This window comes from Sphingomonas sp. DG1-23 (assembly GCF_030730875.1).
In the GTDB taxonomy this organism is placed as follows: domain Bacteria; phylum Pseudomonadota; class Alphaproteobacteria; order Sphingomonadales; family Sphingomonadaceae; genus Sphingomonas.
Genome location: NZ_JAVAMA010000002.1, coordinates 412272 through 426678, shown reverse-complemented (window position 1 = coordinate 426678; position 14407 = coordinate 412272). Strand labels below are relative to the sequence as shown.

Below are 14407 nucleotides of genomic sequence, written 5' to 3'. Positions count from 1 at the left end.
CCCGGCACAAGGCCGGGGTGACGAAGGTGGCGAGGCGTTGTAGTCCCATTTCGATGGACCGCCCGAACTACATCACCCCCGCCGGCTATGCCGCGCTCCGCGCCGAATATGACGCGCTGTTCGCGACCGAGCGACCGGCTCTGGTCGAGACGATTGCTTGGGCGGCGGGCAATGGCGACCGCTCCGAGAATGGCGATTACATCTATGGCCGCAAGCGGCTGCGCGAGATCGATCGACGGCTGGGGTTCCTGTCGCGGCGGATGAAAGCCGCCAGGGTGATCGATCCCGCCGGGCAGGAAGAGCGCGGCAAGGTGTTCTTCGGCGCTACCGTGACCATCGCCGACGAGGACGACAACCATCGCACGCTAACCTTGGTCGGCGACGACGAGACCGATGCCGGCAAGGGGCTGATCGGCTGGAATGCACCGCTCGCCCGCGCGCTGCGTGGCGCCGCGATCGGCGACCTGCGCCGGGTCGTCCTGCCCGGCGGCGAACGGGAATATGAAGTGATTGCCGTAACCTACCCCTGATTCAAGGCCCTGACTCGTGCCCCGGATGCGGTGAACCGCATCCCCGCCCCGCTTCGCTTTCGACACGCCGTGCTAGACTGGCGACGGGAGCCCGATAACGGGTCCGGGTTGAGTATGGGTATATGGCAACACAGCGCATAATGGTTTCCGGCCGCGTTCAGGGCGTCGGCTATCGCGACTGGGTCGTGCGCACCGCGCAGCGCACCGGCCTGACCGGCTGGGTACGCAACGTCCGCGACGGGCGGGTCGAGATCCTCGTTTCCGGCGAAGACGATACCGTGGCGAAGCTGGTAGAGGGGTGCCGCGAAGGATCGCCGCTGGCGCGGGTCGAGCATGTCGAGGCGTTCGCCGCCGACGACGAGAAGCAGCACAAGGGCTTCACCAAACGCTTCACCGCCTGACGGGGAACAGCCGCTCTGTCCCGGCATTTGTTCGGGCAGAGGAGACGACCAATGGAAAATCCCCGAACCGACGCCGCGCGCGCCAATGACGACAGCGATCTGATCGAAGGCAGCGAAACGACCGGCGAACCGACGAGCAGCGGCGGCAATCTGGCGCGCGACGTCGCGAGCCAGGCTGAAGAAGCGCTGATCAACGATCCCGAAGAGCGCGCCCGCGTAAACAAGGACGACGACATCGCGCACGGCACCGAGGTCCGGCCGGATCGCGCCTCGCGCGGCCGACTGAAGCGAAACGCAGGGTTTCGCGGCGCCCGGTTGATTCCGCGGTCCGGGCATGAAAGGTTCCGCTTGTGAAACGGCGCGGCCGACGCGCCGCCGAACAGGAGGAAACGCATGCCCATACCCGCGAGCTGGTCCGGTCCCTTGCTGAGCGTGCTGCGCATCGTCGCCGCACTCGCTTTCCTGCACCACGGCACATCCAAATTCTTCGGCCTGCCGCCCTTTCCGATGCCCGCGCCGCTCCCGCCGATGCTGCTCGCCGCGGGCGCGATCGAATTGGTCGGCGGTGCATTGCTGCTGATCGGATTCTTCACCCGTCCGGTGGCGTTCATCGCCTCGGGCATGTGCGCGGTCGGCTATTTCATGGCACACGCGCCCAAGGGCTTCTTCCCATCGGTCAACGGCGGCGAGGCGATCCTGCTCTATTGCTTCATCTTCCTCTATCTCGCCGCGGCGGGCGCAGGGCCGTGGAGCGTCGACGCGACGCGCAATCGCCCAAAGGCATGATATCCGGGATCGCGTCGGCCGAGCGCCGGCGCGATCCGCCGTCGCAACAGTGCGCTGAGCTATGGGGACCTAGGACGATCCCCCGCGCATGATAAGGTACCGCGCATGACGGAGTTGCTGCCTCTCAACAACAGCCACTTGCCCGTCAAGCTGCGGCTGGAAGATTATCTGCGTCTCGATGCTGCCGGCGCATTCGAAGAGTATCGGAAGACCGAGCTGATCGAGGGGGAAATCTTCTTCATAAACGCGCAGCATCGGCCGCATGCAGTGGTGAAGTCCCGCTTGCACGTCCTTCTCGCCGCAGCGCTGAAAGCTCAGGATGACGGCTGGGAGGCGATTGTCGAAGGATCGATCGCGGTTCCGCCGCACAGCTCGCCCGAGCCCGATATCGCCGTGACCAGCGAGCCCGACGGCAAGGGATTGATACCGCTCGATAGTGTCAAGCTGATCGTCGAAGTGTCCGACGCCACGTTGGCGTTCGACATGCAGCGCAAGCTGGCGCTGTACGCGCGCAATGGCGTGCCCGAATATTGGGTGGTCGACGTGAATGCACGCGTGATCCACCAAATGTGGACGCCGGAAGGGCAGACATATGCCAGGCACCGCGAGCTGGCTTTCGGACAGGCTGTCAAAGCTACGACGATCGTCGGGCTGACGATCGAGACCGCGCAAATCGGCTAGCCGCGCTTCCGCGCCAGCCAGTAATCGAAAGCCTGCGCCTGCAGCCGGGCGACCAGCGCAGCCGCTTCCGGACCGGTCCATTCGCCCTGATAGGCATAGGCTTCGCGCGCGCCGATCCACCAGCCCTGCCCCGGCAGCCGATCGGTTTCGCGGACCACCAGCACGGCGAGATCGGGCTCCCCTGCGGCCGCCCCTGCCGCATCGATCGCATCGAGCGTCTTGCACACCGCGCGCATCTTCGGCCGGGTGAAACGATGGCCCAGCCCGCCTAAAAGCTCCGAATAGCTCAAGGCGCGCCGCTCACGCGCAGCCGCGATCAGCAGCGTACGCACCCGCGGCACATCGGCGAGCGAGCCGGCGCCGGCTTCATCGGGCACCAGTCCTTCGTCAACGAGCCAGCGGCCGAGCGTGTCGCCGAAGCCGGGCGCCTTGCGAGCCATCAGACCGCAGGCGCCCGGTTCGTCATCAGCGCGTCAGCTTCTTGTACGACAGCGCGGTCGGGCGGTCGGCGGCGTCGCCGAGGCGGCGGCGCTTGTCTTCCTCATAGGCTTCGAAATTACCTTCGAACCATTCGACGTGGCTGTTGCCTTCGAAGGCGAGGATGTGCGTGGCGAGACGATCGAGGAAGAAGCGATCGTGGCTGATCACCACCGCGCAGCCCGCGAAATTCTCGATCGCTTCCTCGAGCGCGCCCAGAGTCTCGACGTCGAGATCGTTGGTCGGCTCGTCGAGCAGCAGGACGTTGCCGCCGCGCTTGAGCATCTTGGCGATGTTCACCCGATTACGTTCACCGCCCGAGAGCTTGCCGACATTCTTCTGCTGATCGGCGCCCTTGAAGTTGAACGCGCCGACATAAGCGCGGGTCGAGGCGTCGTGGCCGTTGACCTTCATGTAATCGAGCCCGTCCGAGATTTCCTCCCAGACGTTCTTCGACGGATCGAGGTGATCGCGGCTCTGATCGACATAGCCGAGGCGGACGGTGCTGCCCATTTCGATCGTGCCGGTGTCGGGGGTCTCCTGCCCGGTGATCATCTTGAACAGAGTCGACTTGCCCGCGCCGTTGGGCCCGATCACCCCGACGATGCCGCCGGCGGGCAGCGTGAAGGAGAGGTTCTCGAACAGCAATTTGTCGCCATAGGCCTTGGAGATGTTCTCGACCTCGATGACCTTGCCGCCGAGCCGCTCGGGCACCTGGATGACGATCTGGGCCTTGCCGGGCGAGCGATTCTTCTGCGCCTCGACGAGTTGCTCGAACTTGGCGATACGCGCCTTGGACTTGGTCTGGCGCGCCTTGGCGCCCTGCCGGATCCATTCGAGCTCATCCTTGATCGCCTTCTGACGCCCGGACTCCTCGCGCTCCTCCTGTTCGAGGCGCTTCGATTTCTTCTCGAGATAGGTCGAGTAATTGCCCTCGTAGGGGAAATATTTGCCGCGATCGATCTCGAGGATCCAGCCGACGACATTGTCGAGGAAGTAGCGGTCGTGGGTGATCATCAGCACCGCGCCCGGATATTCCTTGAGATGATTCTCGAGCCATTCGACGCTCTCGGCATCGAGATGGTTGGTCGGTTCGTCGAGCAGCAGGATCGACGGCTTCTGGATCAGCAGCCGGGTGAGCGCGATCCGGCGCTTCTCACCGCCGGAGAGGTTCTCGACCGGCCAGTCGCTCGGCGGGCAGCGCAGCGCTTCCATCGCGACTTCCAGCTGGTTGTCGAGGGTCCAGCCATCGACCGCGTCGATCTTGGCCTGGAGATCGCCCATCTCCTCCATCAGCGCGTCGAAATCGGTATCGTCCTTAGGGTCGCCCATCTCGGCCGAAATCGCATTGAAGCGGTCGACGAGGTCGGCGGTGCCGCGCGCGCCTTCCTTGACGTTCTCGAGCACGGTCTTGGTCGGGTCGAGCTGGGGCTCCTGCTCGAGATAGCCGACCGTGATGTACTCGCCGGGCCAGGCCTCGCCGGTGAAATCCTTGTCGACGCCCGCCATGATCTTCATCAGCGTCGACTTGCCGGCGCCGTTGGGGCCGACGATGCCGATCTTGGCGCCCTGATAGAATTGCAGGTTGATGTTCGACAGCACCGGCTTGGGGGCGCCGGGGAAGGTCTTGGTCATGTCCTTCATGACGAAGGCGTATTGGGCGGCCACGATAGGGTCTCCGATGGGGTTCTGGAATGCAGGAAAGTCGGCCGCGCATGTAGCGATCAGGCGTTCACTTGGCAACGTGACCCCTGCCCGGCGCGGTGATATCGTCATCGCGCCGGGAGGAGCACGACCATGTCCATCGAAGAGCGTGAGGATCACACCGTCTACATCGCCGTGGTGAACCGGGAGGAACAATATTCCATGTGGCCGGCCGGGCGCGAATTGCCCGTCGGCTGGAAGGAGGCGGGCAAGTCCGGGACGAGGGAGGAAGTGCTCGCTTTCATCGAGGAAGTGTGGACCGACATGCGGCCGCGGAGTCTGCGCAAGGACAATGCGGAATAGACCGCGGAAACGCACCGGAAATTCGTCTGTGCATTGGCAAATGTTACGGGGGTGGCTAGCACCGCCGCCATGACCAAGCGCTTCCTGCTCGCGGCCGTCGCCGCGCTCGCCCTTCCCCTCCCCGCTCTCGCCCAGACCCACGATGTCGCGGCACTGCGCGATGCGGCGCTCAAGGACGATGTCGCTTGGGACATCACCGAGGGGCTGACCACCGAGGTCGGCCAGCGGCTCGCCGCGACCGAGGCCGAAGCGCGCGCCCGGCAATGGGCCGTGAAGAAGCTTACCGCATTGGGCTTCAAGAACGTCCGGATCGAGAGCTATCGCATGCCGTCATGGGTGCGCGGTGCGGAAACGGCCGAAGTGCTCGGTGCCTCGGCGCAGAAATTGACGATCGCGGCGCTCGGCAATTCGGGGTCGACCGGGCCGAAGGGGGTGGAAGCGGAAATCGCCTATTTTCCGAGCTTAGCCGATCTTCAGGCCGCGCCGGCCGAAGCCGTGAAGGGCAAGATCGTCTTCGTCAGCCACGGCATGACCCCGACCCAGGACGGCTCGCAATATGGCGCGTTCGGCGGCGCGCGGCGGCAGGGCCCGGCGATTGCGGCGAGCAAGGGCGCTGCGGCGATCCTGATCCGCTCGATCGGCACCGATTATCATCGCAATCCACACACCGGCGTCACCAGCTGGCCCGAAGGTACGAAGCCGATCGCGGCGGCGGCGCTGTCGCTCCCCGATTCCGAGCAGCTCGAGCGGTTGCTCAAGCGCGGCCCTGTGCGGCTCAAACTGCTGGTGACTCCCGAGTTCGCCGGCGGGGCGCCCTCGGGCAACGTCATCGCCGAAGTGCCGGGCAGCGATCCCGCCGCGGGCGTGGTGGTGGTCGGCGGCCATCTCGATAGCTGGGATCTCGGCACCGGGGCGATCGACGACGCCTCGGGTCTCGGCATCACCACCGCGGCGGCGAAGCGGATCATGGACGCGGGTCAGCCGCGCCGGACGATCCGGGTGGTCTGGTTCGGCGCCGAGGAAGTCGGCGGCGTGGGCGGCGAGGCTTATGCCAAAGCGCATGCCGGCGAACGCCACGTCTTCGCTTCCGAATCGGACTTCGGCGCGGACCGGGTGTGGCGGTTCGAGACCAATCTGCCCGATTCGGCCAAACCGATCGCCGACCGCCTCGCGACCGCGCTCGCCCCGCTGGGGATCGCGCGCGGTAAGGATCCCGCCGGCGGCGGCACCGATGTCGCCCCGATCTTGCGCACCGGCGTCGCCGGGATCGATCTGATCCAGTCGGGACTGCGCTATTTCGACTATCACCACACCCCCGACGACACGCTCGACAAGGTGGATCCGGAACAATTGCGCCAGAATGTAGCGGCATGGACGGCGTTGCTCGCAATCGTCGCGAACGCGCCCGAGGAGATCGGCAAGGTCCAGCCCGCCGCGCATTGATTGCGATCTGGCGGCGCTCGCATGTCCGAATTCGGGCGAAAAAGTGGCAGAAATTTTGCGGCGCGGCACATTTGCGATTGACGCAAGCGCAACGACCGCTATTCCAGCGGTTCGCGTCGGGCATTCGGGCCGGGTGCGAAACGTTTAATGTTCCACAGGAGCAACCCACATGAAGAAGATCCTCATTGTTGCTGCGACCGCCGGCCTGATGTCGCTCGCGGCTTGCAACGGCGGCACCACCAACACCACTGCCGAGAACGTCGCGGAGAGCCACGAGGCGAACGCAGCGATCTACGAAGAAGCCGCTGACAACACCACCAACGCCGTCGCAGAGAACGTCCTCGAGAACGCTGCCGATGTCGAAGAGAACAAGGCCGACGCCGCCGAGGCGAACGCGCATTGATCTCTTTTCCGGTCCGCATGGGCCGGAACTGAAATTCGGGAAGGGCGCCTCCGCGGGGGCGCCCTTTTTGTTTGCGAGGCGTTGATCGCGACCGGCATCGAACCGGCGCGGCTGCGAAGGGAACGCGGATGGGACCTGGCGTGAGCGCGGATGGAAAGAAGCGGCCGTTCTGGCGTCTGCTCTATTTCTGGGTGCTGATCGGCATCGTCGCCGGAATCGGCGTCGGAGCCCTATGGCCCGCGTTTGGCGCGAGCCTCCAGCCGCTCGGCGAGGGTTTCATCAATCTCGTCAAGATGATCATCCCGCCGGTGATCTTCCTCACCGTGGTGACCGGAATCGCCGGATCGCGCCAGCTGGCGGCGCTCGGCCGGGTCGTCGTCAAGGCATTCGTCTATTTCCTGTTCTTCTCGACGCTGGCGCTGATCGTCGGCCTCGTCGTCGCGCACATCGTCCAGCCCGGCGCGGGCATGAATGTCGATCCGGCCACGCTCAACGCGGCGGCGGTCCATGGCTTCGAGGAAAAGGCGCACGACACGACGGTGACCGGGTTCCTGCTCTCGGTGATTCCGACCACCCTCGTCTCGGCGTTCACCAGCGGGTCGATCCTTCAGATCCTGTTCGTCGCGGTGCTGTTCGGCGTGTCGCTGACCTTGGTCGGCGAGGCTGCGCGGCCGGTGACCGACATGCTCGAGCGGATCGCGCTCGTCATATTCCGGCTGGTGACGATCGTGATGTGGGCGGCGCCGGTGGGCGCGTTCGGCGCGATGGCGTTCACGATCGGCAAATACGGCCTCGCCAGCCTGTTCAGCCTCGGGGCGCTGGTCGGCACCTTCTATCTGACGGCCTTGATCTTCGTCCTCGGCATTCTCGGCGCAGTTGCCGCGCTCAACGGCTTCTCGATCTTCAAGCTGATCCGCTACCTCAAGGCCGAATTGCTGCTCGTCCTCGGCACGTCCTCGTCGGAAGCCGCCCTGCCCGCCTTGATCCAGAAGATGCAGCGCGCCGGCTGCGACAAGGAAGTGGTGGGGGTGGTGGTGCCCACCGGCTATTCGTTCAATCTCGACGGCACCAACATCTACATGACCCTCGCCGCCTTGTTCATCGCGCAGGCGACCGGAGTCGAGCTGAGCCTGGGCGAGCAGATCGCCTTGCTCGGCGTGGCGATGCTGAGCTCGAAGGGCGCGGCGGGGGTGACCGGATCGGGCTTCATCACCCTCGCGGCGACGTTGGCGATCGTGCCCAAGGTGCCGATCGCCGGCATGGCGCTGATCCTCGGCGTCGACCGTTTCATGAGCGAGTGCCGCAGCCTCACCAACTTCATGGGGAATGCCGTCGCGACGATCGTGGTGGCGCGCTGGGAAGGCGCGCTGGACCGCGACCAGTTGGCGCGCGCCCTGAACGGCGCGACGGACGAAGTGCCGGCGGCGGCGCCGATCGAGAGCGATCCGGATTGAAGCCCGGCCAGCCGACGGCGGCCGCCCGCTGCTGCAGACGCAGCAGGGTGCCGCACTCCCTGTTGGGTTAACACCAGCCGCTACCGCGCGAGCTTTGGCGCGAGCAAGACATATCGAAGCCATCTCAATGCCTTGACCCTTATGGCACGTCCCTTGCTGACCGTTCCTCCGACTGTGGCGCGCATGCGCTCAACATCATCGGGGGACCGAACTTGCCCAGCCTGCCCAATCGCAATATCCCGTCGCTCGCTGTCCGGTCGAGCGTCCTCGCGCTCGCGCTGGCCAGTGCGAACCCGGCTCTCGCCGCGTCCGGAAAAGAAGACGAAGCCGCCGAGGCGAAGGCGGCCGTAGAGGATCCCGCCGAGGATCCCGGGCGCGCGGGAACGAACGACATCGTCGTCACCGCCCAGCGCCGCGAACAGCGGCTTCAGGAAGTGCCGACCGCGGTGACCGCGCTGAGTGCCGAGCATTTCAGCGAAGGCGGAATCGGCCGCTCGGCCAACGAAGTGCTCAACCTCGTGCCCAATGCCTCGGCGGGCACCCAGCAGCACGGCCGCCCGCGCTGGTGGATCCGCGGCGTCGGCGCGGGCCAGCAGCAGCTCGATCTCGCCAATCCGGTCGGCTTCTATCTGGACGACGTCTATATCAGCAACGCCAGCGCCACCGGCCTGCCGCTGTTCGACATCGAGCGCGTCGAGGTGCTGCGCGGGCCGCAAGGCACCTTATGGGGCAAGAACACCACCGGCGGCGCTATCAACGTCATTTCGAAGCGCCCCTCGCTCACCGGCGGCGGCGACCAGAATTACGTCAAGCTCGAATATGGCAGCTTCGACAACAAGATCGCCGAAGCAGGCGTCGGCGTAACCCTCGTGCCGGGCGTGCTGGCGGCGCGGGTCTCGGGGCGCTTCGACGATCGCGAAGGCCGCTTCACCAATTTGTTCACCGGCGAGAAGTCGAACGCGGTGCGCGACAATGTGCTGCGCGGGCAATTGCTCCTCGCGCCGACGCCGGGGCTCGAGGCGCTGCTCAGCCTGCATTACCGCGACTATGAAACAGACGGCACTTATTGGACCACCGCCAGCTACGCCGCCAATGGCGTGTTCCGGAACGGCTATTCGCCCTCGACCGACAAGGACGAGATCAGCACCAATGCCGGCGAATTCAGCCGCAGCGCGCAATTCGGCGGCTCGCTGCACCTCGACTGGGACGCCGGTGCGCTCTCGCTGACCTCGATCACCGGCTATGAGCGGTTCAAGACCCGCGGCGCTGGCGACGGCGACTATACCCCGCTCGAGATCTCGCGCAGCTATGTCCGGGCGCGGACACAGCAATGGACGCAGGAGCTTCGCCTCGCCTCGCCGCAATCGGACCGGCTCAACTGGATCCTCGGCGCTTATTATTTCAACGAGAAGATCGTCTCGAACGCTTATTCGGCGACCCTGCCCGCTGGCACGGTTCCGGCTAAGCCAGGAAGCACCGCGCCTGCCGCTTATAGCCTCACGCGCTACGATCATCGTGCGGAAAGCGGCGCGGCGTTCGGCAGCGCGACCTTCGACTTTACCGAAGCGGCCAAGCTGACCGTCGGCGCGCGCTGGACCCGCGAGACCAAGACGCTCGACTTCGATCGCAGCGCCTCGCCGGGCGCCGCCGCGACCGGATGGAGCAATTACGCGCGATGGTGGGACAATTACATCGGCAGCTTCGGCGGGGTCGGCACCTTCTCGGGCGACCTCAAACGGACTTGGGACGCCTTCACCTATGACGTGACCCCGTCCTGGACGGTCGCGCCGGACAATCTGTTCTACTTCAAATATTCGCACGGCGTGAAATCCGGCGGGTTCAACACCGCCGCGACGCTGCCGGTGGCCTTGGTCGCGGTCGAGCCCGAGGAACTCGACGCGTTCGAGCTCGGCTACAAGTCGCAATGGTTCGACCGCCACCTGACCTTCAACGCCACTCTGTTCCATTATGATTATCACAATGTGCAGATCAACGTGGTCGGCCCCAATCCCGGGGCGGTGGGCGGCGCGACGGTGTCGTACCTGCAGAATGCGGCCAAGGCGCATGTCAACGGCGCCGAGATCGAGCTCGAGGCGCGGCCGGTCGAGGGACTGACGTTCACCGGCGCGGTCGGCATCCTCGACACCAAATATGACGAATTGCAGGTGGTGAACGGCGGTGCGGATCTGTCGGGCGCGCGATTCGTGCGGGCGCCCAAGCTCACCCTCAACGGCAGCGCGACCTACACCGTCCCGCTCGCCAATAGCGGCAGCGTCGATCTGACGGCCGACGCGCGCTATACCTCGCGCCAATTCTATTACATCACCCCGCAGGACCCGCTGAATCGCAATCTGCTGACCCAGAGCGGCTACACGATCGCCAATGCGCGGATCAGCTATAGCTCGGCGGACGATCGCTACACGCTGTCGGCCTTCGTCAACAATCTGCTCGACACCGAATATCTCAACCATTCGCTGCCCGCGGCGAATGCGGCGCAGAACATCACCGGCGACACCGTCGCCTGGGCCGACCCGCGCACCTATGGCGTGTCGCTGATCGTCCGTTTCTAGATCGAAGCGACGCAAAAAGGGGGCGCCGGTGGAATGCCACCGGCGCCCCTTTTCATTGTCGCAAGATCACTCCGCGGCTTGCAGCAGGACGTCCGCGCTACGGCCGAGCAGAGGCAGCACTTCCTCGCCGACGCGATACGCTTCCTCGAGATGCGGCGTGCCGGCGAGGATGAACGCGTCGGTGCCGCGCGCGATCAGCTCGTCGAGCCGCGCGGCGCATTGCTCGTAGCTGCCGACGATGCCAAGCGCCGGGCCGCCGCGCAACAGGCTGAACCCGCCCCACAAATTGGGCGCGACGATCAGATCGTCATAGCGCTTCGCCTCGCTCGGGCGCAGCGCCTGCTGGCGCGCGGCGCCGACCGAATCGGTCGGCCCGCCCCGCGCTTGGCCGCGGCGCTCCGCGCTCAGATTCTCGAAGCCGATGCGGACGTCGCGCCACGCTTCCTCCTCGGTCGCGCGCGCGACGAGATCGACCCGCACCGCGCATTTCTGCTGTCCGCCCAGCGCCGCGGTCCGCTCCTTCACCCGCGCGAACTTGTCGGTGAGTTGATCGAACGGCTCGAGCCAGGAGAGATAATAATCGGCATGCTTCGCGGCGGACTGGAGCGCGGCGTCGGACGATCCCGAGAACCAGATTTCGGGCAGTTCCTCCGCGGCGAGCAAAGGCGACAGCCCGCCGTCCCCGACCTGATAGAAGCGCCCTTCGTAATCGAAGCCCTCGCTCCGCCACACGCCCTTGAACACGTCGAGAAACTCGGTGGTGCGGCCATAGCGATCGTCATGGCTGAAGCTGTCGCCCCACCAGAGCTGGCTCGGCCCGCCCCCGCCGGTGATGATGTTGAAGACGGTGCGCCCGCCGGTCGCGCGCTGCAAACTCGCCGCCATGCGCGCGGCGTGAACGGGATTGAGAAAGCCCGGCTGGAACGCGATCATGAAGCGGAAGCTGCGCGTCTCGCGCGCCAGCAAAGGCGAGATCACCCACGGATCGTCGGTCCCCGGGAAGGACGGCAGCAGCCCGCCGATGAACCCGACGCTCTCCGCCGCCTTTGCGATCTCGGCGAGATGGTCGACATAGCGAAAGCCGTCATCCTCGCCGTGCCGGTCCAGCCCGGGCGCGATATTGTGCGGGCCGGGCGGCGACCAGTCTCCTCGGTCATAGGCGCTGTGGCGCAGGCTGCCGTGACAGCCATGGGTGGGAAGTCGCCAGTAGAAATCGATGGACATGAGGCACCTCAGGCAGCGGCGCGGACGCCTTCGGTCAGCGCGCGGAAACGGGGAAGGACGTGCTGGCCGATCGCATAGGCCTCTTCGAGCGAGGACGGCGCGGTCAGCACGAAATGGGTGATGCCGAGCGCGGCCAGCGCGGCGAGGCGTTCGGCGACATCGGCATAATTGCCGACGATCGCCGAAGCGGGCAGGCGCGCTCGCTGCGCATCCTGCCACGCCTCGTCGCTGAACTCGCGCGCGAGCACCGGCTGGATCACGCCGGGCGCGACTGACCGCCCTTCCCCGCGCGCCAGCGCATCCAGCTTCTCGACAAGGCCGCGCAACATGGCCACCGGCGCCGCCGCGAACAGGTGCACATCGGCCGAGCGCGCCGACAGCGCGAGTTCTTCGTCGCTTTCGCCCTGAAGGAAGACGAGTGGGAACGCCACGCGGTCGAGCGGCGCGTCGAACCCGCCACCCTCGACTTCGAAATGCACGCCGGCATGTGAAAAGGGCCGCTCGCCATGCACGCCGCGCGCGACATGAAGGAATTCCTCGGTGCGCTCGATGAGTTCGTCCTCGGCGACATGATCGCCGTCGCGCGCGCGGGTCAGCGCATCCGCCGGCGTGGCGATCGCCCAGCCCAGCCGCTCATGGGTGAGCCGCTGGAAGCTCACCGCCTGCTTGGCGGCATAGACCGCCGACCCGACCCATGCCGGAAATTCGGGAATCAGCGTCAAACGCGGAGCCGCGCGCGCAATCACCGCGGCAACAGTCCGGCTGTCGTCGGACCCGGCGCGATAAGGCAGGAATCCGCCGTCGAACGCGGTCTGCGCCGCCGCCTGCGCGATCTGGGCGTAATAATCGTAGCGGTTCGCCGCGCTGGTGCGCACGTCGCGGAACAGCGTGAGCGCATTCGGACGCGCACTGCGCTCCGAACGCGCAGCGTCCGCTGCCGCATCGATCTGCCAATAGACCTGAATGGTCATGCCGCATTCCTCTCGTCTTCGAAGGCCGCCAGCCCGAGCTTTCCGGCGAACACCGTCTCGGCAAGCGGACGGCGTCCGCTCGGGATCTCGCCGGCGTGAAAATCGGCGTGGAGCGTGTCGAGCCCGCCGACCCGGCCGAGCGCGACGATCGTCTCGATCGCAAAGTCTTCGGGCACCTCGAGCTGCGCGCGCGCCGCCTCGCGATCGAAGCCGCCGATGCCATGGGTATGCCAGCCGAGCAGCAGCGCCTGATGCGCGAAATTGGTCCATGCCGCGCCGGCGTCGAAGCTGTGCGACACGTTCGCCACGCGCTCGCCGCGGCGTTCGACGTGCAGATCGGAGAGGATTACGATCAGCGCCGAGGCCCTGCTGGCCCAGAGCGCATTACGCGGCGCGAGCAAACCGACGAGAATCTCCCAATGCGCATCGCCATGGCGCGCGACCAGGAAGCGCCACGGCTGGGCGTTCGAGGCCGAGGGCGCCCATCTCGCCGCCTCGAACGCGCTGCGCAGCACCGCGTCAGGCACCGGCTCGCCGGTGAAGCTGCGCGGCGACCAGCGATCGACGAACAGGGGCGCGACGGGATGATCGGGCTGGCGCGACATCAACGCTCCTCCCGGCCGGGCAGGCGGACGAGGTTGCCGGGCTCGGCCGGCGACGCAGTGAGTTCGGCGAGGATCTCGTCCTTGAGCTTGTGCAGCAAAGGCGCGCCGCGATCGCGCGGATGCGGCAGGTCGACATCGACGATGCGGCGGATCCGCCCCGGGCTCGGCGCCATCACCACGACGCGGTCGCCGAGATAGAGCGCCTCCTCGACGTCGTGCGTTACCATGATCATCGTCGAGCGCTGGGTCATCCAGATGCGCTGGAGCTCGTTCTGGACATGGACGCGGGTGAGCGCGTCGAGCGCGCCGAGCGGCTCGTCGAGCAGCAGCAATTTGGGCTCGGTCACCAGCGCGCGAGCGATCGCGGCGCGCTGCGCCATCCCGCCCGAGAGCTGGTGCGGATAGGCCTGTTCGAAGCCCTTGAGGTTCACCAAGGCGATATGATCGGCGACGATCTGCGCGCGGCGCGCCTTGGGCGTTTCGGTGTTGAGCAGTGCCAGCTCGATATTTTGCTCGAGCGTCATCCACGGGAACAGCCGATGGTCCTGGAAGACGATGCCGCGATCGAGGCTGGTGGTGGCGACGCGCTCGCCATCGAGGCGGATCTCGCCGCTATATTCGTCGTCGAGACCGACGATCAGCCGCAACAGGGTCGACTTGCCGCATCCCGAGGCGCCGACGATGCTGACGAACTCGCCGGGTTCGACATGCAAGTCGATCGCTTCGAGCACCGGGCGCGACACCCCGCCGATGGTGAAGCTCTTGTCGAGGTCGCTGATCGAAAGCGCGCCTTTCGCCGCGGCGGCGCTTTCCGGAACGGTTCTGGGTCTGGCTTCTGCGATCATGACGCTCTCC

16 protein-coding genes are annotated in these 14407 nt (G+C 66.1%); 10 read left to right on the top strand and 6 right to left on the bottom strand.

The window, feature by feature from the left end; genetic code table 11:
• Positions 1-53: 53 nt before the first annotated feature.
• The 5 genes from greB to Q9Q95_RS05045 all read left to right on the top strand — a co-directional run bounded on the left by greB (position 54) and on the right by Q9Q95_RS05045 (position 2398).
• Positions 54-530 (top strand): transcription elongation factor GreB, encoded by a 477-nt coding sequence (gene greB / locus Q9Q95_RS05065; RefSeq protein ID WP_306094527.1) that lies wholly within the window; start codon positions 54-56, stop codon positions 528-530.
• Between the two features lie 140 nt (positions 531-670).
• Positions 671-931 carry an acylphosphatase gene (locus Q9Q95_RS05060; protein ID WP_306094524.1) on the top strand — a complete coding sequence of 87 codons (261 nt, stop codon included), beginning with the start codon at positions 671-673 and terminating at the stop codon, positions 929-931.
• Between the two features lie 51 nt (positions 932-982).
• Positions 983-1285 carry a hypothetical protein gene (locus tag Q9Q95_RS05055; RefSeq protein ID WP_306094522.1) on the top strand — a complete coding sequence of 101 codons (303 nt, stop codon included), beginning with the start codon at positions 983-985 and terminating at the stop codon, positions 1283-1285.
• Positions 1286-1324: 39 nt separating this feature from the next.
• Positions 1325-1717 (top strand): DoxX family protein, encoded by a 393-nt coding sequence (locus Q9Q95_RS05050; protein WP_306094520.1) that lies wholly within the window; start codon positions 1325-1327, stop codon positions 1715-1717.
• Between the two features lie 105 nt (positions 1718-1822).
• Positions 1823-2398: a Uma2 family endonuclease gene (locus tag Q9Q95_RS05045; protein WP_306094519.1), complete on the top strand. Its 576-nt coding sequence runs from the start codon at positions 1823-1825 to the stop codon at positions 2396-2398.
• Here Q9Q95_RS05045 and Q9Q95_RS05040 read toward each other — a convergent pair.
• Together Q9Q95_RS05040 and ettA are read right to left on the bottom strand one after the other, a co-directional pair.
• Positions 2395-2838 carry a ribose-phosphate pyrophosphokinase gene (locus Q9Q95_RS05040; RefSeq protein ID WP_371876684.1) on the bottom strand — a complete coding sequence of 148 codons (444 nt, stop codon included), beginning with the start codon at positions 2836-2838 and terminating at the stop codon, positions 2395-2397. The genes Q9Q95_RS05045 and Q9Q95_RS05040 overlap by 4 nt on opposite strands.
• Positions 2839-2863: 25 nt before the next feature.
• Positions 2864-4543 carry an energy-dependent translational throttle protein EttA gene (ettA, locus tag Q9Q95_RS05035; RefSeq protein WP_306094517.1) on the bottom strand — a complete coding sequence of 560 codons (1680 nt, stop codon included), beginning with the start codon at positions 4541-4543 and terminating at the stop codon, positions 2864-2866.
• A gap of 129 nt (positions 4544-4672) precedes the next feature.
• Here ettA and Q9Q95_RS05030 point away from each other — a divergent pair, with 129 nt between their 5' ends.
• The 5 genes from Q9Q95_RS05030 (at position 4673) to Q9Q95_RS05010 (ending at position 10752) form a co-directional block, all read left to right on the top strand.
• Positions 4673-4882: an MbtH family NRPS accessory protein gene (locus Q9Q95_RS05030; RefSeq protein ID WP_306094516.1), complete on the top strand. Its 210-nt coding sequence runs from the start codon at positions 4673-4675 to the stop codon at positions 4880-4882.
• A 69-nt stretch (positions 4883-4951) separates the two neighbouring features.
• Positions 4952-6325 carry a M20/M25/M40 family metallo-hydrolase gene (locus Q9Q95_RS05025; protein WP_306094514.1) on the top strand — a complete coding sequence of 458 codons (1374 nt, stop codon included), beginning with the start codon at positions 4952-4954 and terminating at the stop codon, positions 6323-6325.
• Positions 6326-6494: 169 nt separating this feature from the next.
• Positions 6495-6728 (top strand): hypothetical protein, encoded by a 234-nt coding sequence (locus tag Q9Q95_RS05020; RefSeq protein ID WP_306094512.1) that lies wholly within the window; start codon positions 6495-6497, stop codon positions 6726-6728.
• A 128-nt stretch (positions 6729-6856) separates the two neighbouring features.
• Entirely contained in the window at positions 6857-8182 is a 1326-nt protein-coding gene (locus Q9Q95_RS05015) for a dicarboxylate/amino acid:cation symporter (protein WP_306094511.1), read from the top strand.
• Positions 8183-8394: 212 nt separating this feature from the next.
• Positions 8395-10752, top strand: coding sequence for a TonB-dependent receptor (locus tag Q9Q95_RS05010; protein ID WP_306094510.1), 2358 nt, complete (start codon positions 8395-8397; stop codon positions 10750-10752).
• A gap of 66 nt (positions 10753-10818) precedes the next feature.
• Here the strand turns inward: Q9Q95_RS05010 and Q9Q95_RS05005 are convergent, their stop codons facing one another.
• Genes Q9Q95_RS05005 through Q9Q95_RS04990 form a run of 4 tightly spaced genes read right to left on the bottom strand, consistent with a single transcriptional unit; the run spans position 10819 to position 14397 of the window.
• On the bottom strand, positions 10819-11976 hold the full coding sequence (locus Q9Q95_RS05005) for an LLM class flavin-dependent oxidoreductase (protein WP_306094509.1): 1158 nt from the start codon (positions 11974-11976) through the stop codon (positions 10819-10821).
• 8 nt (positions 11977-11984) lie between these two features.
• The gene (locus Q9Q95_RS05000; protein ID WP_306094508.1) at positions 11985-12947 is read right to left on the bottom strand and encodes an LLM class flavin-dependent oxidoreductase; all 963 of its coding nucleotides are present in this window, start codon (positions 12945-12947) and stop codon (positions 11985-11987) included.
• On the bottom strand, positions 12944-13552 hold the full coding sequence (locus Q9Q95_RS04995; RefSeq protein ID WP_306094507.1) for a nitroreductase family protein: 609 nt from the start codon (positions 13550-13552) through the stop codon (positions 12944-12946). The genes Q9Q95_RS05000 and Q9Q95_RS04995 overlap by 4 nt, the downstream gene beginning before the upstream one ends.
• Positions 13552-14397 (bottom strand): ABC transporter ATP-binding protein, encoded by an 846-nt coding sequence (locus Q9Q95_RS04990; RefSeq protein ID WP_306094506.1) that lies wholly within the window; start codon positions 14395-14397, stop codon positions 13552-13554. Before Q9Q95_RS04990 ends, Q9Q95_RS04995 begins: the two co-directional genes overlap by 1 nt.
• Between the last annotated feature and the right edge of the window lie 10 nt (positions 14398-14407).

Coding starts and splice junctions, on each gene's coding strand:
- Q9Q95_RS04995 (WP_306094507.1), bottom strand. CDS start 13,552: ATGTCGCGCCAGCCCGATCATCCCGTCGCGCCCCTGTTCGTCGATCGC.
- Q9Q95_RS04990 (WP_306094506.1), bottom strand. CDS start 14,397: ATGATCGCAGAAGCCAGACCCAGAACCGTTCCGGAAAGCGCCGCCGCG.
- Q9Q95_RS05025 (WP_306094514.1), top strand. CDS start 4,952: ATGACCAAGCGCTTCCTGCTCGCGGCCGTCGCCGCGCTCGCCCTTCCC.
- Q9Q95_RS05055 (WP_306094522.1), top strand. CDS start 983: ATGGAAAATCCCCGAACCGACGCCGCGCGCGCCAATGACGACAGCGAT.
- greB (WP_306094527.1), top strand. CDS start 54: ATGGACCGCCCGAACTACATCACCCCCGCCGGCTATGCCGCGCTCCGC.
- Q9Q95_RS05045 (WP_306094519.1), top strand. CDS start 1,823: ATGACGGAGTTGCTGCCTCTCAACAACAGCCACTTGCCCGTCAAGCTG.
- Q9Q95_RS05005 (WP_306094509.1), bottom strand. CDS start 11,976: ATGTCCATCGATTTCTACTGGCGACTTCCCACCCATGGCTGTCACGGC.
- Q9Q95_RS05030 (WP_306094516.1), top strand. CDS start 4,673: ATGTCCATCGAAGAGCGTGAGGATCACACCGTCTACATCGCCGTGGTG.
- Q9Q95_RS05040 (WP_371876684.1), bottom strand. CDS start 2,838: ATGGCTCGCAAGGCGCCCGGCTTCGGCGACACGCTCGGCCGCTGGCTC.
- Q9Q95_RS05020 (WP_306094512.1), top strand. CDS start 6,495: ATGAAGAAGATCCTCATTGTTGCTGCGACCGCCGGCCTGATGTCGCTC.
- Q9Q95_RS05060 (WP_306094524.1), top strand. CDS start 671: ATGGTTTCCGGCCGCGTTCAGGGCGTCGGCTATCGCGACTGGGTCGTG.
- Q9Q95_RS05050 (WP_306094520.1), top strand. CDS start 1,325: ATGCCCATACCCGCGAGCTGGTCCGGTCCCTTGCTGAGCGTGCTGCGC.
- Q9Q95_RS05015 (WP_306094511.1), top strand. CDS start 6,857: ATGGGACCTGGCGTGAGCGCGGATGGAAAGAAGCGGCCGTTCTGGCGT.
- Q9Q95_RS05000 (WP_306094508.1), bottom strand. CDS start 12,947: ATGACCATTCAGGTCTATTGGCAGATCGATGCGGCAGCGGACGCTGCG.